At 66.7% G+C, this 17210-nt stretch carries 15 protein-coding genes; 7 read left to right on the forward strand and 8 right to left on the reverse strand.

The window, feature by feature from the left end:
* From Y958_RS14605 to Y958_RS14615, 3 genes are read right to left on the reverse strand one after another with little or no spacing between them, the layout of a single operon-like run.
* Window positions 1-960, reverse strand: coding sequence for an NADP-dependent oxidoreductase (locus Y958_RS14605; RefSeq protein ID WP_211098654.1), 960 nt, complete (start codon window positions 958-960; stop codon window positions 1-3).
* Window positions 961-979: 19 nt separating this feature from the next.
* A complete protein-coding gene (locus Y958_RS14610; RefSeq protein WP_186291409.1) occupies window positions 980-1864 on the reverse strand; it encodes an acyl-CoA thioesterase in 885 nt (294 codons plus the stop codon).
* Window positions 1865-1871: 7 nt separating this feature from the next.
* The gene (locus Y958_RS14615) at window positions 1872-2429 is read right to left on the reverse strand and encodes a nuclear transport factor 2 family protein (protein ID WP_088872808.1); all 558 of its coding nucleotides are present in this window, start codon (window positions 2427-2429) and stop codon (window positions 1872-1874) included.
* A 362-nt stretch (window positions 2430-2791) separates the two neighbouring features.
* On the opposite strand from Y958_RS14615, the gene Y958_RS14620 reads away from it, so the two are divergent.
* The 7 genes from Y958_RS14620 to Y958_RS14650 are packed head-to-tail and all read left to right on the forward strand — an operon-like array spanning window position 2792 to window position 9872.
* Window positions 2792-3403, forward strand: coding sequence for a TetR/AcrR family transcriptional regulator (locus Y958_RS14620; RefSeq protein ID WP_211098655.1), 612 nt, complete (start codon window positions 2792-2794; stop codon window positions 3401-3403).
* A 42-nt stretch (window positions 3404-3445) separates the two neighbouring features.
* Complete coding sequence (locus Y958_RS14625; protein ID WP_088872810.1) at window positions 3446-4675, forward strand: cytochrome P450; 1230 nt, start codon at window positions 3446-3448, stop codon at window positions 4673-4675.
* Between the two features lie 48 nt (window positions 4676-4723).
* Window positions 4724-5521, forward strand: coding sequence for an SDR family NAD(P)-dependent oxidoreductase (locus Y958_RS14630; protein ID WP_088872811.1), 798 nt, complete (start codon window positions 4724-4726; stop codon window positions 5519-5521).
* A 13-nt stretch (window positions 5522-5534) separates the two neighbouring features.
* Entirely contained in the window at window positions 5535-6782 is a 1248-nt protein-coding gene (locus Y958_RS14635) for a cytochrome P450 (RefSeq protein WP_088872812.1), read from the forward strand.
* Window positions 6783-6804: 22 nt separating this feature from the next.
* Entirely contained in the window at window positions 6805-7122 is a 318-nt protein-coding gene (locus Y958_RS14640; protein WP_088872813.1) for a 2Fe-2S iron-sulfur cluster-binding protein, read from the forward strand.
* Between the two features lie 12 nt (window positions 7123-7134).
* On the forward strand, window positions 7135-8268 hold the full coding sequence (locus Y958_RS14645; protein ID WP_044564001.1) for an EstA family serine hydrolase: 1134 nt from the start codon (window positions 7135-7137) through the stop codon (window positions 8266-8268).
* The gene (locus Y958_RS14650; RefSeq protein WP_088872814.1) at window positions 8265-9872 is read left to right on the forward strand and encodes a GMC family oxidoreductase; all 1608 of its coding nucleotides are present in this window, start codon (window positions 8265-8267) and stop codon (window positions 9870-9872) included. The genes Y958_RS14645 and Y958_RS14650 overlap by 4 nt, the downstream gene beginning before the upstream one ends.
* Window positions 9873-9918: 46 nt before the next feature.
* On the opposite strand, the gene Y958_RS14655 is transcribed toward Y958_RS14650, so the two are convergent.
* The 5 genes from Y958_RS14655 to Y958_RS32395 all read right to left on the reverse strand — a co-directional run bounded on the left by Y958_RS14655 (window position 9919) and on the right by Y958_RS32395 (window position 16988).
* On the reverse strand, window positions 9919-10149 hold the full coding sequence (locus tag Y958_RS14655; protein ID WP_145727924.1) for a hypothetical protein: 231 nt from the start codon (window positions 10147-10149) through the stop codon (window positions 9919-9921).
* 66 nt (window positions 10150-10215) lie between these two features.
* On the reverse strand, window positions 10216-11403 hold the full coding sequence (locus tag Y958_RS14660) for a cytochrome P450 (RefSeq protein ID WP_186291410.1): 1188 nt from the start codon (window positions 11401-11403) through the stop codon (window positions 10216-10218).
* Between the two features lie 41 nt (window positions 11404-11444).
* Complete coding sequence (locus tag Y958_RS14665; RefSeq protein WP_211098656.1) at window positions 11445-13007, reverse strand: AMP-binding protein; 1563 nt, start codon at window positions 13005-13007, stop codon at window positions 11445-11447.
* Between the two features lie 28 nt (window positions 13008-13035).
* Window positions 13036-14517: an aldehyde dehydrogenase gene (locus Y958_RS14670; RefSeq protein WP_088874003.1), complete on the reverse strand. Its 1482-nt coding sequence runs from the start codon at window positions 14515-14517 to the stop codon at window positions 13036-13038.
* Window positions 14518-14585: 68 nt separating this feature from the next.
* On the reverse strand, window positions 14586-16988 hold the full coding sequence (locus tag Y958_RS32395) for a TonB-dependent receptor (protein ID WP_244909523.1): 2403 nt from the start codon (window positions 16986-16988) through the stop codon (window positions 14586-14588).
* Window positions 16989-17210 lie beyond the last annotated feature (222 nt).

Raw genomic sequence — 17210 nt, forward strand, 5'->3', positions numbered from 1 at the left:
CTAGCCATGATCGGGGCCGGAATGCGGGTCGTCCCGCATCCTGATGAGGATCTTCCCCCGGGCCTGGCCGGTTTCGCTGTGGGCCATCGCCTGGGCGGCATCCTTCAGGGGATAGACCCTGTTCACCGGCAAGCGCAGGTGCCCGGTATCGACCAGCGCCGCAATCTCGCGCAGACCCTCCTGGTTCGGCGCCACCGCCACGGTCAGGGCGCGGATGCCCCGGGCGGCCGCCAAGTCGGCGGGCAGGGGGGCAGGATCCAGGGTGACCAGGGTACCGCCCGACCGAAGCACGGCGAAGGACTGGCGCTGGACGTCGCCGCCCACGCTGTCCACCACCAGGTCGACATCGCGCAGTTGGGCGGCGAAATCCTCGGTCCGGTAGTCGATGACGTGATCCGCGCCCAGGCCGGTGACGAACGCGCGATTGGCGGCGGAGCAGGTGGCGATTACCTCCGCGCCGGCCCGCTTGGCCAGCTGCACGGCCAGACACCCCACGCCGCCGGCTGCGGCGTGGATCAGCACGCGCTGGCCGGGCCTGAGGTCCCCGTGGTCGAACAGGGCCATCCGCGCCGTCAGGCCGGCCAAGGGCAGGCCCGCCGCTTCATGGAGGGGCATGTGCCTCGGCGCCGGCGCCACGCTGTCCACCTTGGCGACGACGTAATCCGCCCAGGCGCCGCCCCGCGGCACGGGGTTCATGCCAAAGACGGCTTGGCCAGGCGTGACGGCGGCCCCGGTACCGCCATCGACCACGGTTCCGGCGATGTCGGCCCCGGGAACGAAAGGCAGCGACAAGGGCACCCAGGCGCGGAACCAGCCGGCGCGGAATTTCCAGTCGGCGGGGTTGACCGAGCTGCCTTCCTGGCGGATCAGCACTTCATTGGGGCCAGGCGACGGCACCGGAATCTCTTCCAGCCGCAGCCGCCTCGTGTCGCCATACGCGTGATACCGAACCGCCTGCATCGGCTTCATGCCTCCTCGATCAGGTCGTGGCGCGGAAGAGGGCTTCCTGGCTGGTCGTGGCCACCAGCCGCCCGGCCCGGTCGTAAAGCAGGCCCCGTGCCAGCCCGCGGCCGTCGCTGCCCGAGGGCGTGTCGCAGACGTAAAGCAGCCACTGGTCGACGCGGACCGGTCTATGGAACCACATGGCATGGTCCAGGCTGTTGATCGTCAGGGCGTCGCGATTTGTGGACAGGCGGCCCGGCCCCACCGCCACGCCGGCCAACCAGTAGTCAGCGGCGAAGGCCAGGAGGGCGCGCTGCTGGTTGTCATCTTCCACTCCGGCCGCGCTGGGCATGCGCAGCCAGAAGGCGCGCTGTGGCTTGTCGGTGGGGCGGAGGAAATGGTCATCCGGTTCCACCAGACGCAATTCCAAGGGGAAAGGGGCCATGTAGGCGGCACTGGAAGGCGGCAGCCGGTCGACCTGGTTGGCGACATAGCGATCCATGGGGATCAGATCCTCAGGGGCCGGCATGTCGGGCGAGGGTGGGGCCTGATGGTCGAAGCCTGACTCCGGCTCATGAAAGGAACAGTGCATATGGAAGAGGGTCCGGCCCCCCTGCTGGGCGGTCACCCGGCGCGCGGCGAACCGCCGGCCATCCCGCAACGTCTCGACGATGTAGTCCACCGGCTGGCCAGCGCGGCCTGGGCGCAGGAAGTAGCCATGCAGCGAATGGGCGGGCCAGCCCGGCCCCGTGGCAGAGGCGGCGGCCAAGCTTTGCCCCAGCACGACGCCACCGAAAAGCGCGCCTGCGGGGTTGGCCTGGGTGTGCCACGCCCTGAAGCGGCCCTCCGCCAACCTGTCCAGGCTCAGGACGCCGCCCGCCGTGATGGGGGCGGCCCGGTTCGTGTCGATGGCACCGTCCATGCGCCGGTCAACCGGCCGCCGCGTGGCCGTCCACGAGCGGCCGCGCATAGGAGATGTCGTCCCGGTCGCGCCGACACGGACCGGTAGAACTGAGCGCGTGGGCCCAATCCGCCGGTAGGGCCACGTCGTTGAAGGTGCCGACCTTCTCGTTGACGCAGACCCGGTGGGCGATGCCCCAGCGGCCCTCGCGCCTCTCGAACCGGTCGACATAGCGCCCGAAGCACAGGCTGGGCGGTCCTTCCCGGTTCTCCCCCCAGAAGATGTAGTAGGTCTCGCCATGGGCGACATCGCCGTCCAGTTCCACCGTGTGATTGGTGACGATGTGCTGGTGGCGCAGCTGATGCTGGCGATGATAGCCGATCGCCCAGTCCACGAAGGTGGCGGCGTCCCCCTCGGCCACGCCGTGCTGGTCGACGGCGTCGGGATGATAGGCGGACAGCATCAGGTCGCGGTCGAAACGGTCGACACCGCGGGTGTAGCGGAGCAGGCAATCTTGGATTTCCTGACGGTCCTTGGCCGCGCGGACGAAGGCCAGTAGATCGCGATCCAGGGATGTTTCGCTCATTTGACTCTCACATCGGACGGGACGGACGGGAGAGTCGGTCCGGGGGGCGCACCGGGCAAGCGCGCCGTGGCATCGGTATTGGAGAATTCATGAATGTGATATGGCGCATGCCCCCATCGGCTTCGCCGCCTTGATCGTGGATTAGAAGGAATGCAAGGGACATGCAATGTCCGTAGGCCATTTCGCCGCGATGGAGGAACCGGCGGCCTTCGCTGAGAACGTGGCCTGCTTCTTTGCCGAACGGTGAGGCATCGGCTTTAATGGGCGGGGAGAGGCCGCTGGTGATGCGAGGGGTTTTATCCAAGGTTGAGCCATCGCCGCCTTTGCGGCGGCCGCGCCGGCGCCGGCGGACGCAGTCGGAGGTGATCCAGCGCCTGGTGGACGCGGCGCACCAGCATTTCAATGAGCGCGGCTACACCGCCACCACGACCAAGGACATCGCCGCGACCGCCGATGTCAGCGAGACCCTGCTCTATCGCCATTTCGGCAGCAAGGCCGGCCTGTTCGACCAGGTGATCTTCGATCCCTTCGATCATATCGCCCAGCGGTTCCTGAATCCCGCCGGTACGGGGCCCGGTCCGACGCTGGATCTCGCGGGGGCGAAGGTCTTCCTGGACCAATTCCTGACTTTCCTGGACGGCAATCATCGCCTGTTGCGCGACTTGCTGGTGAAAGGTATCGCCGAGACGGCGGACGAACGCAGCGAGGCCAGGCTCGACGGCATGCGGCGCCATTACCGCGAGGCCGCGAAACAACTGGAGGCGCTGTACCAGGAAACCGGCCAGCCCTGCCCGCTGGACCCCGACATCGCGGTGCGCCTGGCCTTGGGCATGGTGATTTCAGCCAGCCTGATGGGCGAGTGGCTGTTCCCTGACGGCGCCCCCGACCAGGATCGGTTGGCCGCCAATATCAGACTCATGATGATCCGCGCCTTGGCACCGGCGAAGGCAGCGACGGACGGATCCCCGGGCTAGCTTATGTAGCGTCACTGCACAGCTAGTGTCTGGAGATCAACGATGACAGCAAGCTTGGCTGCCGAGCGGCCGGCCCCCGTGCGACCGGAGCATGTGCCGGCGGAGCGCGTGGTGCACTTCGACATCTACGATGTGCCGGGGGCCGACGAGGATGTGCAACTTGCCTACCGCGCGTTCCAGCAGTCCTGCCCCGACATCTTCTGGACGCCGGCCAATGGCGGCCACTGGGTGGCGACCCGGGCCGAGGATATCGAGGCCATACAGCGGGATCCGGAACGCTTCTCCCACCGGCGGGTGACCTTGCCGCCGATGCCGCCGGAGATGCCCCCGCAGATTCCGCTGGAATTGGACCCGCCCGTCCATGCCGCCTACCGCCGACCGCTAACCCGGGCGCTGCTGCCCAAGGTGGTCAACGCGCTGGAGGCCAAGGTCAATGACACCGCCGTCAGCCTGATCGAGGGGTTGAAGCCACGCGGCGAATGCGATTTCGTCGCTGACTTCGCCAAGATCCTGCCCATCGTCGTCTTCCTCGACCTGGTCGACCTGCCGCGCGCGGACAGCCCGGGCCTGCTGGAACTGACCGAGGACGCGGTGCGCGGCACGACCATGGAGGTGAAGCAGCGCGCCCATGCCGGTGTGGCCGCCTATCTGCACCCCTGGGTCACGGCCCGCCGGGAACGGCCGGGCGACGACCTGCTGTCGGTCATCGTCAACGCCGACATCGACGGGGAGCGCATCGGGTTCGGCGAGGCCATGGCCTTCGCCAGCCTGGTGCTGTTCGGCGGCCTGGACACCGTGGCATCCGTCCTGGGGTTCATCGCCCATTTCCTGGCGCGCAATCCCGATCATCGCCGCCAGCTGTGCGACCGGCTGGACGATGACGCCTTCCTGAACGGCGCCATCGAGGAACTGCTGCGTCGGCATGGTGCCGCCAATACCGCTCGGGTCGTGACCCGCGATCTGGAGTTCAAGGGCGTGTTCCTGAAGGCGGGAGACATGATCCTGCCACCCAATCTGCTGTACGGCCTGGATGAGCGGCGGGTGGACGACCCGTTGCGGGTGGATTTCACCCGACCGTTCCCGGTTCCGCACGCCGTCTTCGGCAATGGTGCCCACACCTGTCCGGGCGCCGTGCTGGCGCGGCGGGAGATCAAGGCATTTCTGCGGGAGTGGCTGCGGCGCATCCCAGACTTCCAGGTGAAGCCGGGCGCCAAACCGGTGCTGGCGACGGGCATGGTCAACGGGGTGCTGAGCCTGCCCCTGGTCTGGTGACCGCGCCTGAACACCCAGGATTCTTAAAAACAAAACGGGAGGAAAAACATGACATCGGCAGTTCCACAGCTGGACCGGCTGTTCGGCCTGCAGGGCCGCACCGCGGTGATCACCGGCGCCGCGACGGGCATCGGGCGGGCGACCGCCCAACTGTTCGCCGACGCCGGCGCCCAGGTGGCCGCCCTGGATATCAACATCGACAAGGCGGAGGAATTCGCCGCCGGGGTTCGGTCGAAAGGGGGGAAGGCGGTCGCGATCCGCATGGACCAGGGTGACCCGACGGCCGTCGCTGCCGCCTTCGCGCGGTTGGATGAAGAGCTTCCTCGTGTCGATGTCCTGCTGAACTGCGCCGCGATATATCCGCGCTGCAATTTCGAGACGGTGACGCCCGAGTTCCTGGACCGCATGTACGCCATCAACTTCCGCGGCGTCTTCCAGTGCACGCAAGAGGCGGTGAAGCGGATGAAGGCTACCGGCGGCGGGTCCATCATCAACATCTCCTCCGTCACATCGCTGAAGGCCGGCATCTACGACAACGTCCAGTACGCCATGACGAAAGCGGCGCTGAACGCGCTGACGCAGTCCGTCGCCCTGGAATATGCCGAACACAATATCCGCGTGAACGCCATCCTGCCCGGTGGGGTCGCCACCGAGGCCGCCGTGGCGTCCGTCCAGGTGGGCGATCCCTTGCGCGGCCCCTTCCTGCAGCCGGGTCGAGTGCCCCTGGGCAGCCGAAACGCCGATCCCCAGGAGATCGCCAGCGCCTGCCTCTACCTCGCCAGCGGCGCCTCCAGCTTCGTCACCGGCCAGTTGATCGCCGTCGACGGTGGTTTCCTCATCAGCTGAAAGCGGAACGGCCATGGTTGCGCAAGCCCGGATCGCCATCCGCGATTTCGACGACCCCACCTACGACCCTTTCGCGGCCGACGAGGTCAACTTTGGGGATCATCTCGATCCCTATCCCCAGATCGCGCGGTGGCGGGACCAGGCCCCCGTGATCAAGGGCGCTTATCGGCCTGAAATGGGGCTGGCGGCGGCGCTGATGCCCGACCGGGAGAATTTCATCATCGTCGGCACCAGCGAGATCAACACCGTCCTGACCGATACCAGCCGCTTCTCCAACGCCGCCTATAAGTTCAACCTGGGCGTCACGTTCGGCCAGGGCAGCATCAGCACCATGGACAACCCGGACCATGGCCGCTGGCGCAAGATTTTCCAGAAGATCTTCCTGCCCCAGTACGTCAGCACCTGGGGTGAGACCATCGTCGACCCCGTGGTGCGGGACCTCATGGGGAAATTCCTCGAACGCGGTCACGCCGACCTCATCGAGGAATTCACGCTCCGCTATCCCTTCGAGGTCATCTACCGCCAGCTGGATCTGCCGCAGAGCGATGTCCGAACCTTCCAGCGCCTGGCCATCGGCCAGACGGACTACGTCAACTATGAAAAGGCGATCGAGGCGGGCGTCAAACTGGGCGCGTACTTCAAGGATCTGGTGGCGGAACGGCGGGCCCGGCCGGGGGACGACCTGGTCAGTCTGCTGGCGCTGACCAGCGTCGATGGCGACTATTTGCCCGAGGAAATCCTGATCTCCTTCCTGCGGCAGCTGATGAACGCCGCCGGCGACACGACCTACCGAGGCACCAGTGTTCTTCTGACGGCCCTGCTGGAAAACCCCGATCAGCTAGAGGCCCTACGCGCCAACCGGTCGCTGATCCCCCAGGCCATCGAGGAGGCCTTGCGCTGGGATGGCCCGGTGGCGGTGCAGCTGCGCATGGCCACCTGTGATACGCAACTGGCTGGCGTCGACATTCCCGCCGGGTCCTTGCTGGATGTCGTGGCCGGGGCGGCCAACCGCGACCCGGCGCTTTATCCCGATCCCGACCGCTTCAATATTTTCCGGGACAGGAAGCCGCATTTCTCCTTCTCACGCGGGCCGCACATCTGCGTCGGCCAGCATCTGGCGCGGGTGGAGATGACCCGCGCGCTGCATGCCGTGCTGGACCACTTGCCGGGCTTGCGTCCCGACCCTGACAAGCCCCGGGCCGAAATCCGCGGATCCATGATGCGGGTTCCCCACCACCTGTACGTCCGCTTTGGCGACTGATCTCCAAGGATATTGATTAATCATGCCCACTATCAGTGTGACCACCCGTGATGGTCGAGCGGTTCCCGTGATTGCCGAGGTCGGCCGATCCCTTATGGAAGCCATCCGGGGCGCCGGCATCGACGACCTGATGGCCCTGTGCGGCGGCTCATGTTCCTGTGCCACCTGCCATGTGAAGGTGGATGCCATGCACGCCCACCTTCTGTCGCCGGCCAGCGAGTACGAGAACGACCTGCTGGATAGCTCCAGCCACCGCGACGGCACATCCCGCCTGTCGTGCCAGATCACCGTCTCGGCGGAACTGGACGGCCTGCGCGTGACCATCGCACCTGAAGACTGAGGGGAGGAAGACATGACCTCAGTGAACGACAAGGTGCAGGCGCTGCTGGAAGAGCTGGTGGCCGGCGGTCGCGAGATTGGCGTGCAGGTTTGCGCCTGGCAGGGTGAGGAACAGATCGTCGACGCCTGGGCCGGCGTCGCCGATCCGGAAACGGGCGTCAAGGTTGACGGTGACACCCTGTTCAACGTCTTCTCGGTGTCCAAAGCCGTCACGGCCGTGGCCGTGCACATGCAGGTGGAACGGGGGCTGATCGATTACGACGCGCCCGTGGCGGCCTATTGGCCGGAATTCGCCCAGGCCGGCAAGGGCGATGTCACCGTGCGCCATGTGCTGAGCCATGTGTCCGGCGTGCTGCGCATGCCGCCGGACGTCACGCCGGAGCTGATGACCAACTGGGACTGGATGTGCCAGCGCATCGCCGAGATGCCGGCCGCCTATCCGGCGGGTAGCCGCTCCTCCTACCAGTCCATGACCTTCGGCTGGCTGCTGGGGGAGATTGTGCGCCGCACCGATCCAAAGCGGCGCCCTTTCGGCCAGTTCGTGAAGGATGAGATCGCTGATCCCTTGGGCGCCACGGATCTGTGGCTGGGCATTCCGGCCGCGGTGGAATCCCGCATCGCCCGCCTGAACGATGTCGCCGTCTATGTGATGCCCGACGGCAACGCCATGCGTGAGGCGCAGCCGCTGGCCGTCGATCTGATGCCCGACCCGTTCGAACGGCCTTACGTGCGCAGGGCCTGTATCCCGGCCGTGGGCGGCATCTTCAACGCCCGCAGCATGGCGCGCTTCTGGGCCATGCTGGCCAATGGCGGCACGCTGGGTGGCGTGCGCCTGCTGTCGGCGGAACGGGTGGCCGGCTTCGCCGGTCCCCGGCCCCATTTCGACGACGCCGATCCCGTGTTCTTCGGCATGAAGGTGCCCATCGGCTGGGCGGGGTTCTGGCTGGGCGGGGCGGAGGCGCCGCCCGTGTCCGCCCCGCGCAACATGCGCGCGCTTTGCCACCCGGGCATGGGCGGCACCATCGGCTGGTCCGACCCGGACCTCAAGCTGGCGGTGGCGTTCTGCCATAACCGCATGTTCGACACGGTGGACATCACCCAGGACAGCCGCACCATGGTGGGCGACGTTATCCGGGCGGCGCTATGACCGGCTGGGACTATGTGATCGTGGGTGCGGGTTCCGCCGGCTGCGTGCTGGCGGACCGCCTGTCCGAGAATCCGGCCAATCGCGTGCTGCTGCTGGAGGCGGGGCCGGAGGACAAGAGCCCCTTCATCCACATGCCGCGCGGCGCCGCCAAGCTGTACGGCGACCCGCGCCACGTCTGGTACTTCCAGACCGAGGCGCATGAGGATGTGCCGTCCGAGGCGTGGCTGCGCGGCAAGATGCTGGGCGGGTCGTCCTCCATCAACGGGATGATGTACTTCCGGGGGCAGCCGCAGGACTACGACGGGTGGGAGGCCCTGGGCGCTACGGGATGGGGCTGGAACGAGATGGGGCGGGCGTTCCGCGCCATTGAACGCAACGGCTTCGCCGGCGACGAGGTTCGGGGCGATGGCCCTCTGGGCATCAGTCAGGAGACGGAACGGACCCCGCTGACGGAGGCTTTCATCGCCGCCGGCCAGCAAATGGGCGTGCCCAGGGTGGGGGATCTCAACCTGCCCCGGCAGGAAGGCGTGGGCTACACCACCCGTACCATCTGGAAGGGGCGGCGGCAGAGCGCGGCGCAGGCCTTCCTGAAGCGTGCGCGCGGGCGGCGGAATTTGCGGGTCGTGACCGGCGCCACCGTCGACCGTGTCCTGTTCGATGGGCGGCGAGCAGCCGGTGTGCGCGCCCAGGTCGCCGGCGTCGCGCAGGATTTCAAAGCGGAGGGTGAGGTCATCCTGTCGGCCGGCGCCCTCATGAGCCCGCAGATCCTGCAACGGTCGGGCGTGGGGTCCGCCGTCTTGCTCAGCTCGCTGGGCGTGCCAGTCGTGGTCGACAGTCCGGGCGTGGGCGAGCATATGCTGGAGCACCGGCTGTACATGATGTCCTATGACCTGGCCGGTCCCTACAGCCACAATCCGCAGCTGCGAGGCATGCGGCTGGCGGTCAATGTGCTGCGCTACTACCTGACGCGGACCGGCCCCATGGCGGCGGGGTACGCCAACGTGGGTGCCTTCGCCCGCGTGCTGCCGGAATCCGCCACGCCGGACGTGGAGATCCTGCTGAGCCCCGCCCTCGCCACACCCGATGCGGCTGGCCGCCTGATGCCGGACGCGGGGCACAGCATTCAGCTTTTCGGTTATCCCCTGCGCTCGCGCAGTGAAGGTTTTGTGCGCATCGCCTCCGTCGATCCCAATCAACCGGCGCGCATCCAGGCCGGCTATCTGACGGACCCCTATGACTGCGCGGTCACGGTGGCCATGCACCGCTTTATCCGCCGCTGGATGCAGCAGCCGGCCATCGCTCCCCTGGTGGCGGGCGAGCGGGAACCAGGCCGGTCGCTGCTGACGGATGAGCAGATCTTGCGGGCCTTCCGCGCGCAGGGCCAGGCCGGCTACCACGCCTGCGGCACCTGCCGCATGGGTGATTTCAACGACGCGGCGTTGGACGCGCGGCTGCGGGTGAAGGGGGTGTCGGGCCTGAGGGTGATGGACGGTTCCATCATGCCCGCCATGGTGTCGGCCAACACCAACGGCCCGATCATGGCGGCGGCCTGGCGTGCGGCGGCACTTATCCTGGAGGATGGCCGGGCGCGGCTGGGGCGATAAGGGGAGCGCTCGATAAGGGAAACGGGAGGGGGCTCGGCGCCCCCTCTCAGCATATGGACATGCTGCGGCAGGCCGCACCCCGGTCCACCAAGTGTTGCATGAGATAGTCGGTGCTCTGGCTGCGGATGCGGTTGCGGATGGGGGTGATGACATCGAGGTCGGTGTTGAACACCACAGCGCACGCCATGAAGGTCAATGATGCCACCGCGATGCCCAGGACCATGCCGGGCTGATAGGTTTTGCCGTCGGCTGGCTTGGCGTCCACACGCATTTTCATCGTCTTTTCCTCCCTGGTGCTTTTTGTCGGGCCCACCACGGTCGGGTGCCGGGCCTTCGCTTTGCCTTAGGCTGCCCAACGTAGGGGTAGTTGCAGCACGCCGTTGACCGTGCCCGTCTGCTGCACCACCGCCTTTGCTGGATCGACTTCGAAATCCGGTATGCGTTTCAGCCACTCCTCCAGCAGGATGCGCATCTCCATCCGTGCGAGATTGGCGCCGGCGCAGCGGTGGGGGCCCCAGCCGAAGGTGCCGGTGGCGGTGGGACGGCGGCTGAAATCCACCTCGTCGGCGTGTGCGAACTGCTGTTCGTCAAGGCCATGCAGGCAGTTGGGCGCGACAATCAGATCGCCGGCCCGCAGCAGAACACCGTCCAACTCCACGTCCTGGACCACTGTGCGGACGTTGTTAGCGACGCCATGCCGGCGCATCAGTTCCTCGACCGCGAACGAGACCTGCTGCGGGTTCTCGATGATCCAACGCCGGTGTTCCGGGTGGTCTGCCAAGTAGCGCATGACGAACGCCATCATCGATGCGACCGTGTCGAGGCCGGCGAACAGCAACAGGACGCTCATGCCCAGCACCTCGGTGTGCGTCAGGGGGCGGCCATCGACGTGGCTATGGATGATGGTGGACAGCAGATCGTCGCCAGGTTCCGCGCGGCGCTTGGCGATCCACCGCTCCAGATAAACGATGATCTGCTGGAACGCCGCGTGCCGCTGCTCCGCCGTGGGGGACCGCGAGGAGGCACGGGCCAGGGCGTGCAGTTCCTCGCGGTCGTCAACCGGCAGGTCAACGATGGACAGGAAGATGGATAAGGGCATGACCAGCGAGAAGTCCGCGACAAACTCGCATTTTCCGCGTGGCAGCAGATCCTCGATGATCCGGATCGCCAACTGCCGTGCCTGGACGCCGTACCGCTGGACCGCGGCGGGGCGGAGCGCTGGCTCGATGAGGGCGCGGAAGGCCTTGTGCTGGTCACCGTCCCGTTGGATCGGCAGCATCTCGACCAGGAATTTTTTCGCCGGGATGCCGACCTCCCGGTTCGAGAACAGCGCGGGCGAGCCGTAAATTTTCTCGATCAGCTCGCCACTCGTCGCGATCCAATGCCCACCGTGGTGAGGGGTCCACAGTAGCGGGTGGGTGCCGCTCAGCGCCTTCCAGGCAAGGTGCGCATTCTCCGCCGCACCGGGCAGGTCGAAGATATTGACGTCGAGGACCCTATCCCCGGGGACGTGATCGGGTTTCGCGGACATGTTCATGCTCCTCCTTTCCCCGCCGCCGGCGGCCGTGGCTGTCACACCATTTGCTTGAGGGCGAATTTCAGGACCTTGCCCGAGGTGTTCATGGGCAGGGCATCGACGAAGGTGACGGCGCGCGGCACCTTGTAGTTGGCAAGGTTGGATTTGCTCCACGCGATGACCTCGGCTTCCGTCAGGGTGGAGCCGGGACTGCGCACGATGAAGGCATGGCCCACCTCACCCAGGCGGGCATCCGGCACGCCGACGATGGCGCAGGCGCGCAAGCCCGCCAACCCGGCCATCTGGCGCTCGATTTCCGCCGGATAGACGTTGAAGCCGCCGACGATGTACATGTCCTTCAGGCGGTCCGTGATCTTCAGGTAGCCATCGGCGTCGAACACGCCGATATCGCCGCTGTGCAGCCAGCCGTCCGCGTCCAGCGTGGCGCGGGTCGCTTCGGGGCTGTCCAGATATTCGATCAGCAGCTTGTCGTCGCGGATCAGCACCTCCCCCGCCTGGCCAGCCGGAAGGGGGCGGCCGTCGGCATCCGCGACGCGAACCTCCGTTCCGGGGATGGCCTTGCCCACGGTGCGGGCCACGCGTTCGATGGGATCACCGGGCAGGGTCTGGGTGGCGGAGCCGCAGCACTCCGTCATGCCATAGCCGGTGGACACGGTGGCGTTGGGAAGCTCCCGTCGCAGATTCCGCATCAGCTCCATGGGGATGGTGGTGCCGCCGGTGCTGAGGAAACGCAGGCTGCTGATGTCCCAATCGGCGCGGTTGGGATGGGCCAGCACCTCTTGCCACACGGTTGGCGGTGCCGCCATGACGCTGATGCGGTTGGTGGCGATCAGGTCCAGGACCGCAGCACCGTCATAGGCCTCCGGCCAATAGACGGTGGCGCCGGTCATCAGTCCCGACACCCAGCCCGCCTTGTAGGAAGCATTGTGGGAGAAGGGGCCGAACACACAGTAGTGGTCGTCGGCCGTCATGTCGGTGATGCCGTGCCAGGCCCGTCCCCCACCCAGGGAGCGCTTGTGGTCGAACAAGGCCCCCTTGGCCTGACCGGTGGTGCCGGAGGTGAACATGATGTCGGCGATGTCGTCGGGCGTGACCGTGGCTGCCCTGGCCGCCAATTGGTCGTCCGTCACGCCGGCCGCGTCGGCCAGGAAGGCGTCCCATGCCCGCTCCCGTCCCCTCAGCTTGGCGGGGTCGGCCTTCAGGACGAGGATGTCCCGCAGCCCGGGCATCTCTTCCGTCCGCAGCATGTCGGGGTAATGGCGCCCCAGGAAGTCACCGACGCTGATCAGCCGGGTTATGCGCGCGCGGCGGACGATATCCGCCACCTCACCGCCCCGCAGCCGGGTATTCAACGGCACGACCACGCCGCCGATGCGCTGGGCGCCGGCGGCCACGGCCACCCACTCGGCCATGTTGGGCGCCCAGATCCCGACCCGGTCGCCTTTCGCCAGCCCGCCGCTCAGGAACGCCTTGGCGACACGGTCCGCCAGGACGTCGAGGGCGGCGAAGCTGGTTGACCCGTCCGTCCGGCTGACGAGCGCCGGCTTGGTCCCGTACTTCCGGGCGGCTGTCCTGAGCAGAGCGGGAATGGTGGTCATCAGGCAACGATCCTTGGGAAGGGCTGAATCAGCGGGTGATCAGGTGGGAGGGGGCATGGGGCAGGAAGACGGCCTTGACCTCGGTGAAGCCGTGCAAACCCTCGATGCCGCCTTCGCGGCCCATGCCTGATTGCTTGAAGCCGCCATAGGGCAGGGTGTAGTCGATGACCCGCCCGTTTTGGCTGAAGTTGCCGGTACGCACGCGGCGGGCGATGGCATAGGCCCGGTCCGTGTCCTGGGTGAACACGCCGCCGGACAGGCCGTAGGGGCTGTCGTTGGCGATGGCGACGGCCTCGTCCTCGCTGTCGTAGGCGATGATGCTGCCCACCGGGCCGAAGATCTCCTCCCGGGCCAGGGGCATGGAATTGTCCACACGGGTGAACAGGGTGGGCGCGATAAACCAGCCGCGCTCCAGGTGGGCGGGACGGGTGCCGCCGGTCACCAGCGTGGCGCCATCGCGTCGTCCCTGGTCGATGAAGCTCTGCACGCGCTCCAACTGCCGCTTGGCGACCAGGGGGCCCATCTGTGTGCCCGAGACGAAGGGATCGCCCACTTGGACGGCCTGAAAGGCGGCGGCCATGGCCTCGGTGATGTTGGTCAGGCGGTGGCGCGGCACCAGGATGCGGCTGAAGGCGGCGCATTGCTGGCCACACAGGCCGATCAGCGTGGGCAGGACACCGCCGAGGATCGTCTCGATAGGGGCGTCGTCCAGCACGATGGCGGCGGACTTGCCGCCCAATTCCAGGGCGACGCGGGTCATGCGGCCGGCGCAGACGGCGGCGATGTGGCGGCCGGCGGCTGTCGAGCCGGTGAAGCTGACCTTGTCGACACCCTCATGCCGGATCAGATGGTCGGCGGCCTCGCGTTGGGAAGGCACGACCGACAGGATGCCGGGCGGCAGGCCGGCCGCCTCCGCGCACTCGGCCAACAGCAACGCTTCCAGCGGCGTTTCCGGGGCCGGCTTGGCGATGATGGCGCAGCCAGCCGCCAGCGCTGGCGCGACCTTCAGCAGCAGGGTCGCCAGCGGGGCGTTCCAGGGGACGACGGCGGCGGCCACGCCCACGGGCTCCCGCACCACCACGCAGGTGCCGCCACGGGCCGGCGTGCGCACTTCCTCGAAGCCTTCCGCCGCCAGGCCGGCGTAATAGTCGAAGTAGCCTCGGGCCAGGCGCGCGGACATCTGGGCCTGGGGCAAGGGGATGCCGACCTGCAGGGCCCAGGCATGGGCGAAGTCATCGGCCCGAGCCTCCAGCCGGTCGGCCATGGCCCTCAGAAACGCGGCGCGTTCCAGCCCGGTCGTGCGGGGCCAGGGGCCAGTATCGAAGGCTTGGCGGGCGGCGGCCACGGCGCGGTCCATGTCAGCCGGCCCCGCCTCGGCCACGCATCCCACCAGTCGTTCCGTCGATGGCGACACGATGTCCAGCTTGGCGCCGGACAGGGGGCTGACCCAGTCGCCGCCGATGAAAAGGCAATCGGGGTGGCGCAGGTTCACCAGCGTGGGATGAGTCACGGCAGGCTCCAATTTCCGGAAAAGGAAAAGGCCTGGGCGGGGTTCATCCCTGACCAGGCCCGATGCAATCAGAACCTGTAACCGATCTGGACACCATACATGCGGGGGTCGCCGTAGACGCTGGACTGGAAGCCCAGTCCTTCGGCGATCAGGCCCAGCACGCCGACGCGGTACTGCTTGTCCAGGACGTTGTTGCAGAACAGGGCGGCGTTCAGGCCGGTGTGCTTGATGTCGTTCCATTCCACCCGCATGTTCACCAGCCCATAGGGTGACTGCCGACCCTGGATTTCGAAATCATCGAGGTAAATCTGGCTGCGCCAGGTGAAGTTGGCGGTGAACTGCGCCTGGCCCCAACTGGGGTCGATGGGGGCGTACACGGTGCCGGTCAGGCCCAGCTGGTGGCGGGGCATGCCGCGCTGGGCGATTTCATGCAGGCCGTTGAGGACGGCAGCGCCTTTTTCGATCTCCACATTCACATAGGAATAGAAGCCGGTCAGACTGAACACATCGGTGTTGTAGGTGAACTCCAGCTCCCCGCCGGTGTTGCGCTGCTCCGCCGTGTTGTCGATGACGGTGACGATGGTGTCGGGGATGCCGTCGCCATTGGTGTCGACGCTGGCGGCGCGCTGCTTCTGCACGTCCGAGCCATTTTGCAGGAATAGGGCGGCGCTGGTGGTCCAGCGCCCGTCCCACAGGCGGCCGTTGCTCTTCAGGCCGATTTCGTACTCATCCACCTTTTCCGGCCGGAAGGGCTGCAACTGCAGCCAGTTTGTGGCGCGGGTGGAAAAGCCACCGGACCGATAGCCGTGCCGGAACGAGGCGTAGGTGGTCAGGTGGTCGCTGGGCTCATACTGCAGCGTGGCGTCGTAGGTGATCTGGGCGAAGTCGGCATGATTGCCGAAGGCGCACTGCGACATGGGCACGGACTGGATGCCCGGCGTGGCAAGGTCCGTGTCGAACTGGCAACTGTTCAGGTTGGGCAGGGCGGAAACGACGGTGATCTTCTTTTGGTCCAGATTGTAGCGCACACCCGACGACAGGCTGATTTCGGGCGTGATCTTGTAGGTGCCGGCGGCGAAGGCCGCGTAGGACTGGGAATAGCCCTGGCCGGTCTGCTGCTGGATGAACAGCGACGCGGGTGTGGTCTGGGGCACGCGGGCCCCGGCGAACACCAGTTGAGGCAGGGTATTGGCGTAGGAGCCGTCGATGCCCGTTTCCTTGAAGAAATAGCCCCCCAGGATGTAGGTCAGGTCCTTGTTGAAGGCGCTGCCCTGCAACTGCAGTTCCTCGCTGTAGTTGCTGATGCGGGCGAACTGGTACGGCGTGATCAGGAAAGCCGGGATGCCGTCGTAGTCCTGTACGACGTCGCGGGTCAGGCGGCGCCAGCCGAAGATGTTCTTCAGCGTCAGGTCATCGGACAGTTCAATGGTGGTCTTGTTGGTGATGCCCTGGTTGCTGTTCTTCTCATAGGGCTTGCCCCAGGCATCCAGGTTGCCGCCGTCACCGGCGCCCATGTCCAGGGTGTAGGGATGCGCCTTGAACAGCGCCTGGGCCGCCGCGAATTCGGCCGGGATGTTGGTGGTGATGAGCCCCGCCTGGCGCAGCTGTTCATAATTGGAGATGACCGACGGCTGGGCAATGCTGGTTAGAAACGCGGCCGTGCCGTTCTCGTTGCTGCGGTACCAGTCATAGATGGTCAGGCTTTCCACCCCTTCCCACGGCTTGGCCATGAGGGAGGCGCGGAAGCTGTTATAGTCCGTGTCGTTGTAGTGGCGGCCCGAACCCACGTCCGTGGCCCAGCCGTCGCGGCGGCTGGCATCGCCCGCGATGCGCAGGGCGAACTTGTCCCCCAGGGGGACGTTCAGCATGGCGTAGCCTTCGCGAGCGTTGTAGTTGCCGAAGGTCCCGCGCACCTCACCCTCGACCGTGTCCATCTTCGGGTGGGCGGGTTCCACCAGCACGGCGCCGCCGGTCATATTGCGGCCGAACAGGGTACCCTGGACGCCGCGCAGGACCTGGACCGATTCCAGGTCGTAGAAGCCGGCGTTGAAGCCGTAGGGGCGGGGCTGCACCACTTCGGCGAAGTAGGTGCCCACCGCGGGATCGGTGAAGAGCTGCGTTTCCTGGGTCCGCTGGCCGCGCATGGAAAACGCGGCGTTGCTGCGCTGGGTGAAGCCGCTGGTGATGGACAGGGCGGGAACGCGGTACTGCAGGTCCTGCACGTTGGTGACGCCATCACGCGTCAGCGCGTCACCCGAAACAGCGGAGACGGCGATGGGCACGTCCTGCAGGTTTTCTGCGCGGCGGCGGGCCGTCACGACGACCTCGGCCAGCAGATCGTCATTGGCCGGCGCGTCCTGCGCGGCGGCTGGTGCGGGGGAGGATGGGGAGGTTTGCTGCGCCTTGGCGGGCACCTCCATCTGGAGTGCCGTGATCGCCGAGGCTGCAAGTAGAGCGTGTCGCAGTTTCATCAAATCCTCCCGTCTATTTTTTCATTTATCAGGCTTCATCGACTTGGCCGAACACCGAGCCCAGGCCATGGGGACAGCTTGCCTGCCATGTCATTAAAGCTTCCTCAGCAAACCTCTTGCGGTGAGGCTGTGAGCATTTGGGCGATGAAGGTCTCGGACTTTTCTAACTGGGAACGGTGGCACCCGGAAGCGGCCGGTTACCCCGAATGGTGAGGGATCGGA

Origin of the sequence: Nitrospirillum viridazoti CBAmc, from assembly GCF_000730165.1 — a bacterium.
Lineage (GTDB): Bacteria > Pseudomonadota > Alphaproteobacteria > Azospirillales > Azospirillaceae > Nitrospirillum > Nitrospirillum viridazoti.

Coding starts and splice junctions, on each gene's coding strand:
- Y958_RS14610 (WP_186291409.1), bottom strand. CDS start 1,864: ATGGACGGTGCCATCGACACGAACCGGGCCGCCCCCATCACGGCGGGC.
- Y958_RS14615 (WP_088872808.1), bottom strand. CDS start 2,429: ATGAGCGAAACATCCCTGGATCGCGATCTACTGGCCTTCGTCCGCGCG.
- Y958_RS14625 (WP_088872810.1), top strand. CDS start 3,446: ATGACAGCAAGCTTGGCTGCCGAGCGGCCGGCCCCCGTGCGACCGGAG.
- Y958_RS14605 (WP_211098654.1), bottom strand. CDS start 960: ATGCAGGCGGTTCGGTATCACGCGTATGGCGACACGAGGCGGCTGCGG.
- Y958_RS14665 (WP_211098656.1), bottom strand. CDS start 13,007: ATGACCACCATTCCCGCTCTGCTCAGGACAGCCGCCCGGAAGTACGGG.
- Y958_RS14645 (WP_044564001.1), top strand. CDS start 7,135: ATGACCTCAGTGAACGACAAGGTGCAGGCGCTGCTGGAAGAGCTGGTG.
- Y958_RS32395 (WP_244909523.1), bottom strand. CDS start 16,988: ATGAAACTGCGACACGCTCTACTTGCAGCCTCGGCGATCACGGCACTC.
- Y958_RS14635 (WP_088872812.1), top strand. CDS start 5,535: ATGGTTGCGCAAGCCCGGATCGCCATCCGCGATTTCGACGACCCCACC.
- Y958_RS14640 (WP_088872813.1), top strand. CDS start 6,805: ATGCCCACTATCAGTGTGACCACCCGTGATGGTCGAGCGGTTCCCGTG.
- Y958_RS14630 (WP_088872811.1), top strand. CDS start 4,724: ATGACATCGGCAGTTCCACAGCTGGACCGGCTGTTCGGCCTGCAGGGC.
- Y958_RS14655 (WP_145727924.1), bottom strand. CDS start 10,149: ATGAAAATGCGTGTGGACGCCAAGCCAGCCGACGGCAAAACCTATCAG.
- Y958_RS14650 (WP_088872814.1), top strand. CDS start 8,265: ATGACCGGCTGGGACTATGTGATCGTGGGTGCGGGTTCCGCCGGCTGC.
- Y958_RS14660 (WP_186291410.1), bottom strand. CDS start 11,403: ATGTCCGCGAAACCCGATCACGTCCCCGGGGATAGGGTCCTCGACGTC.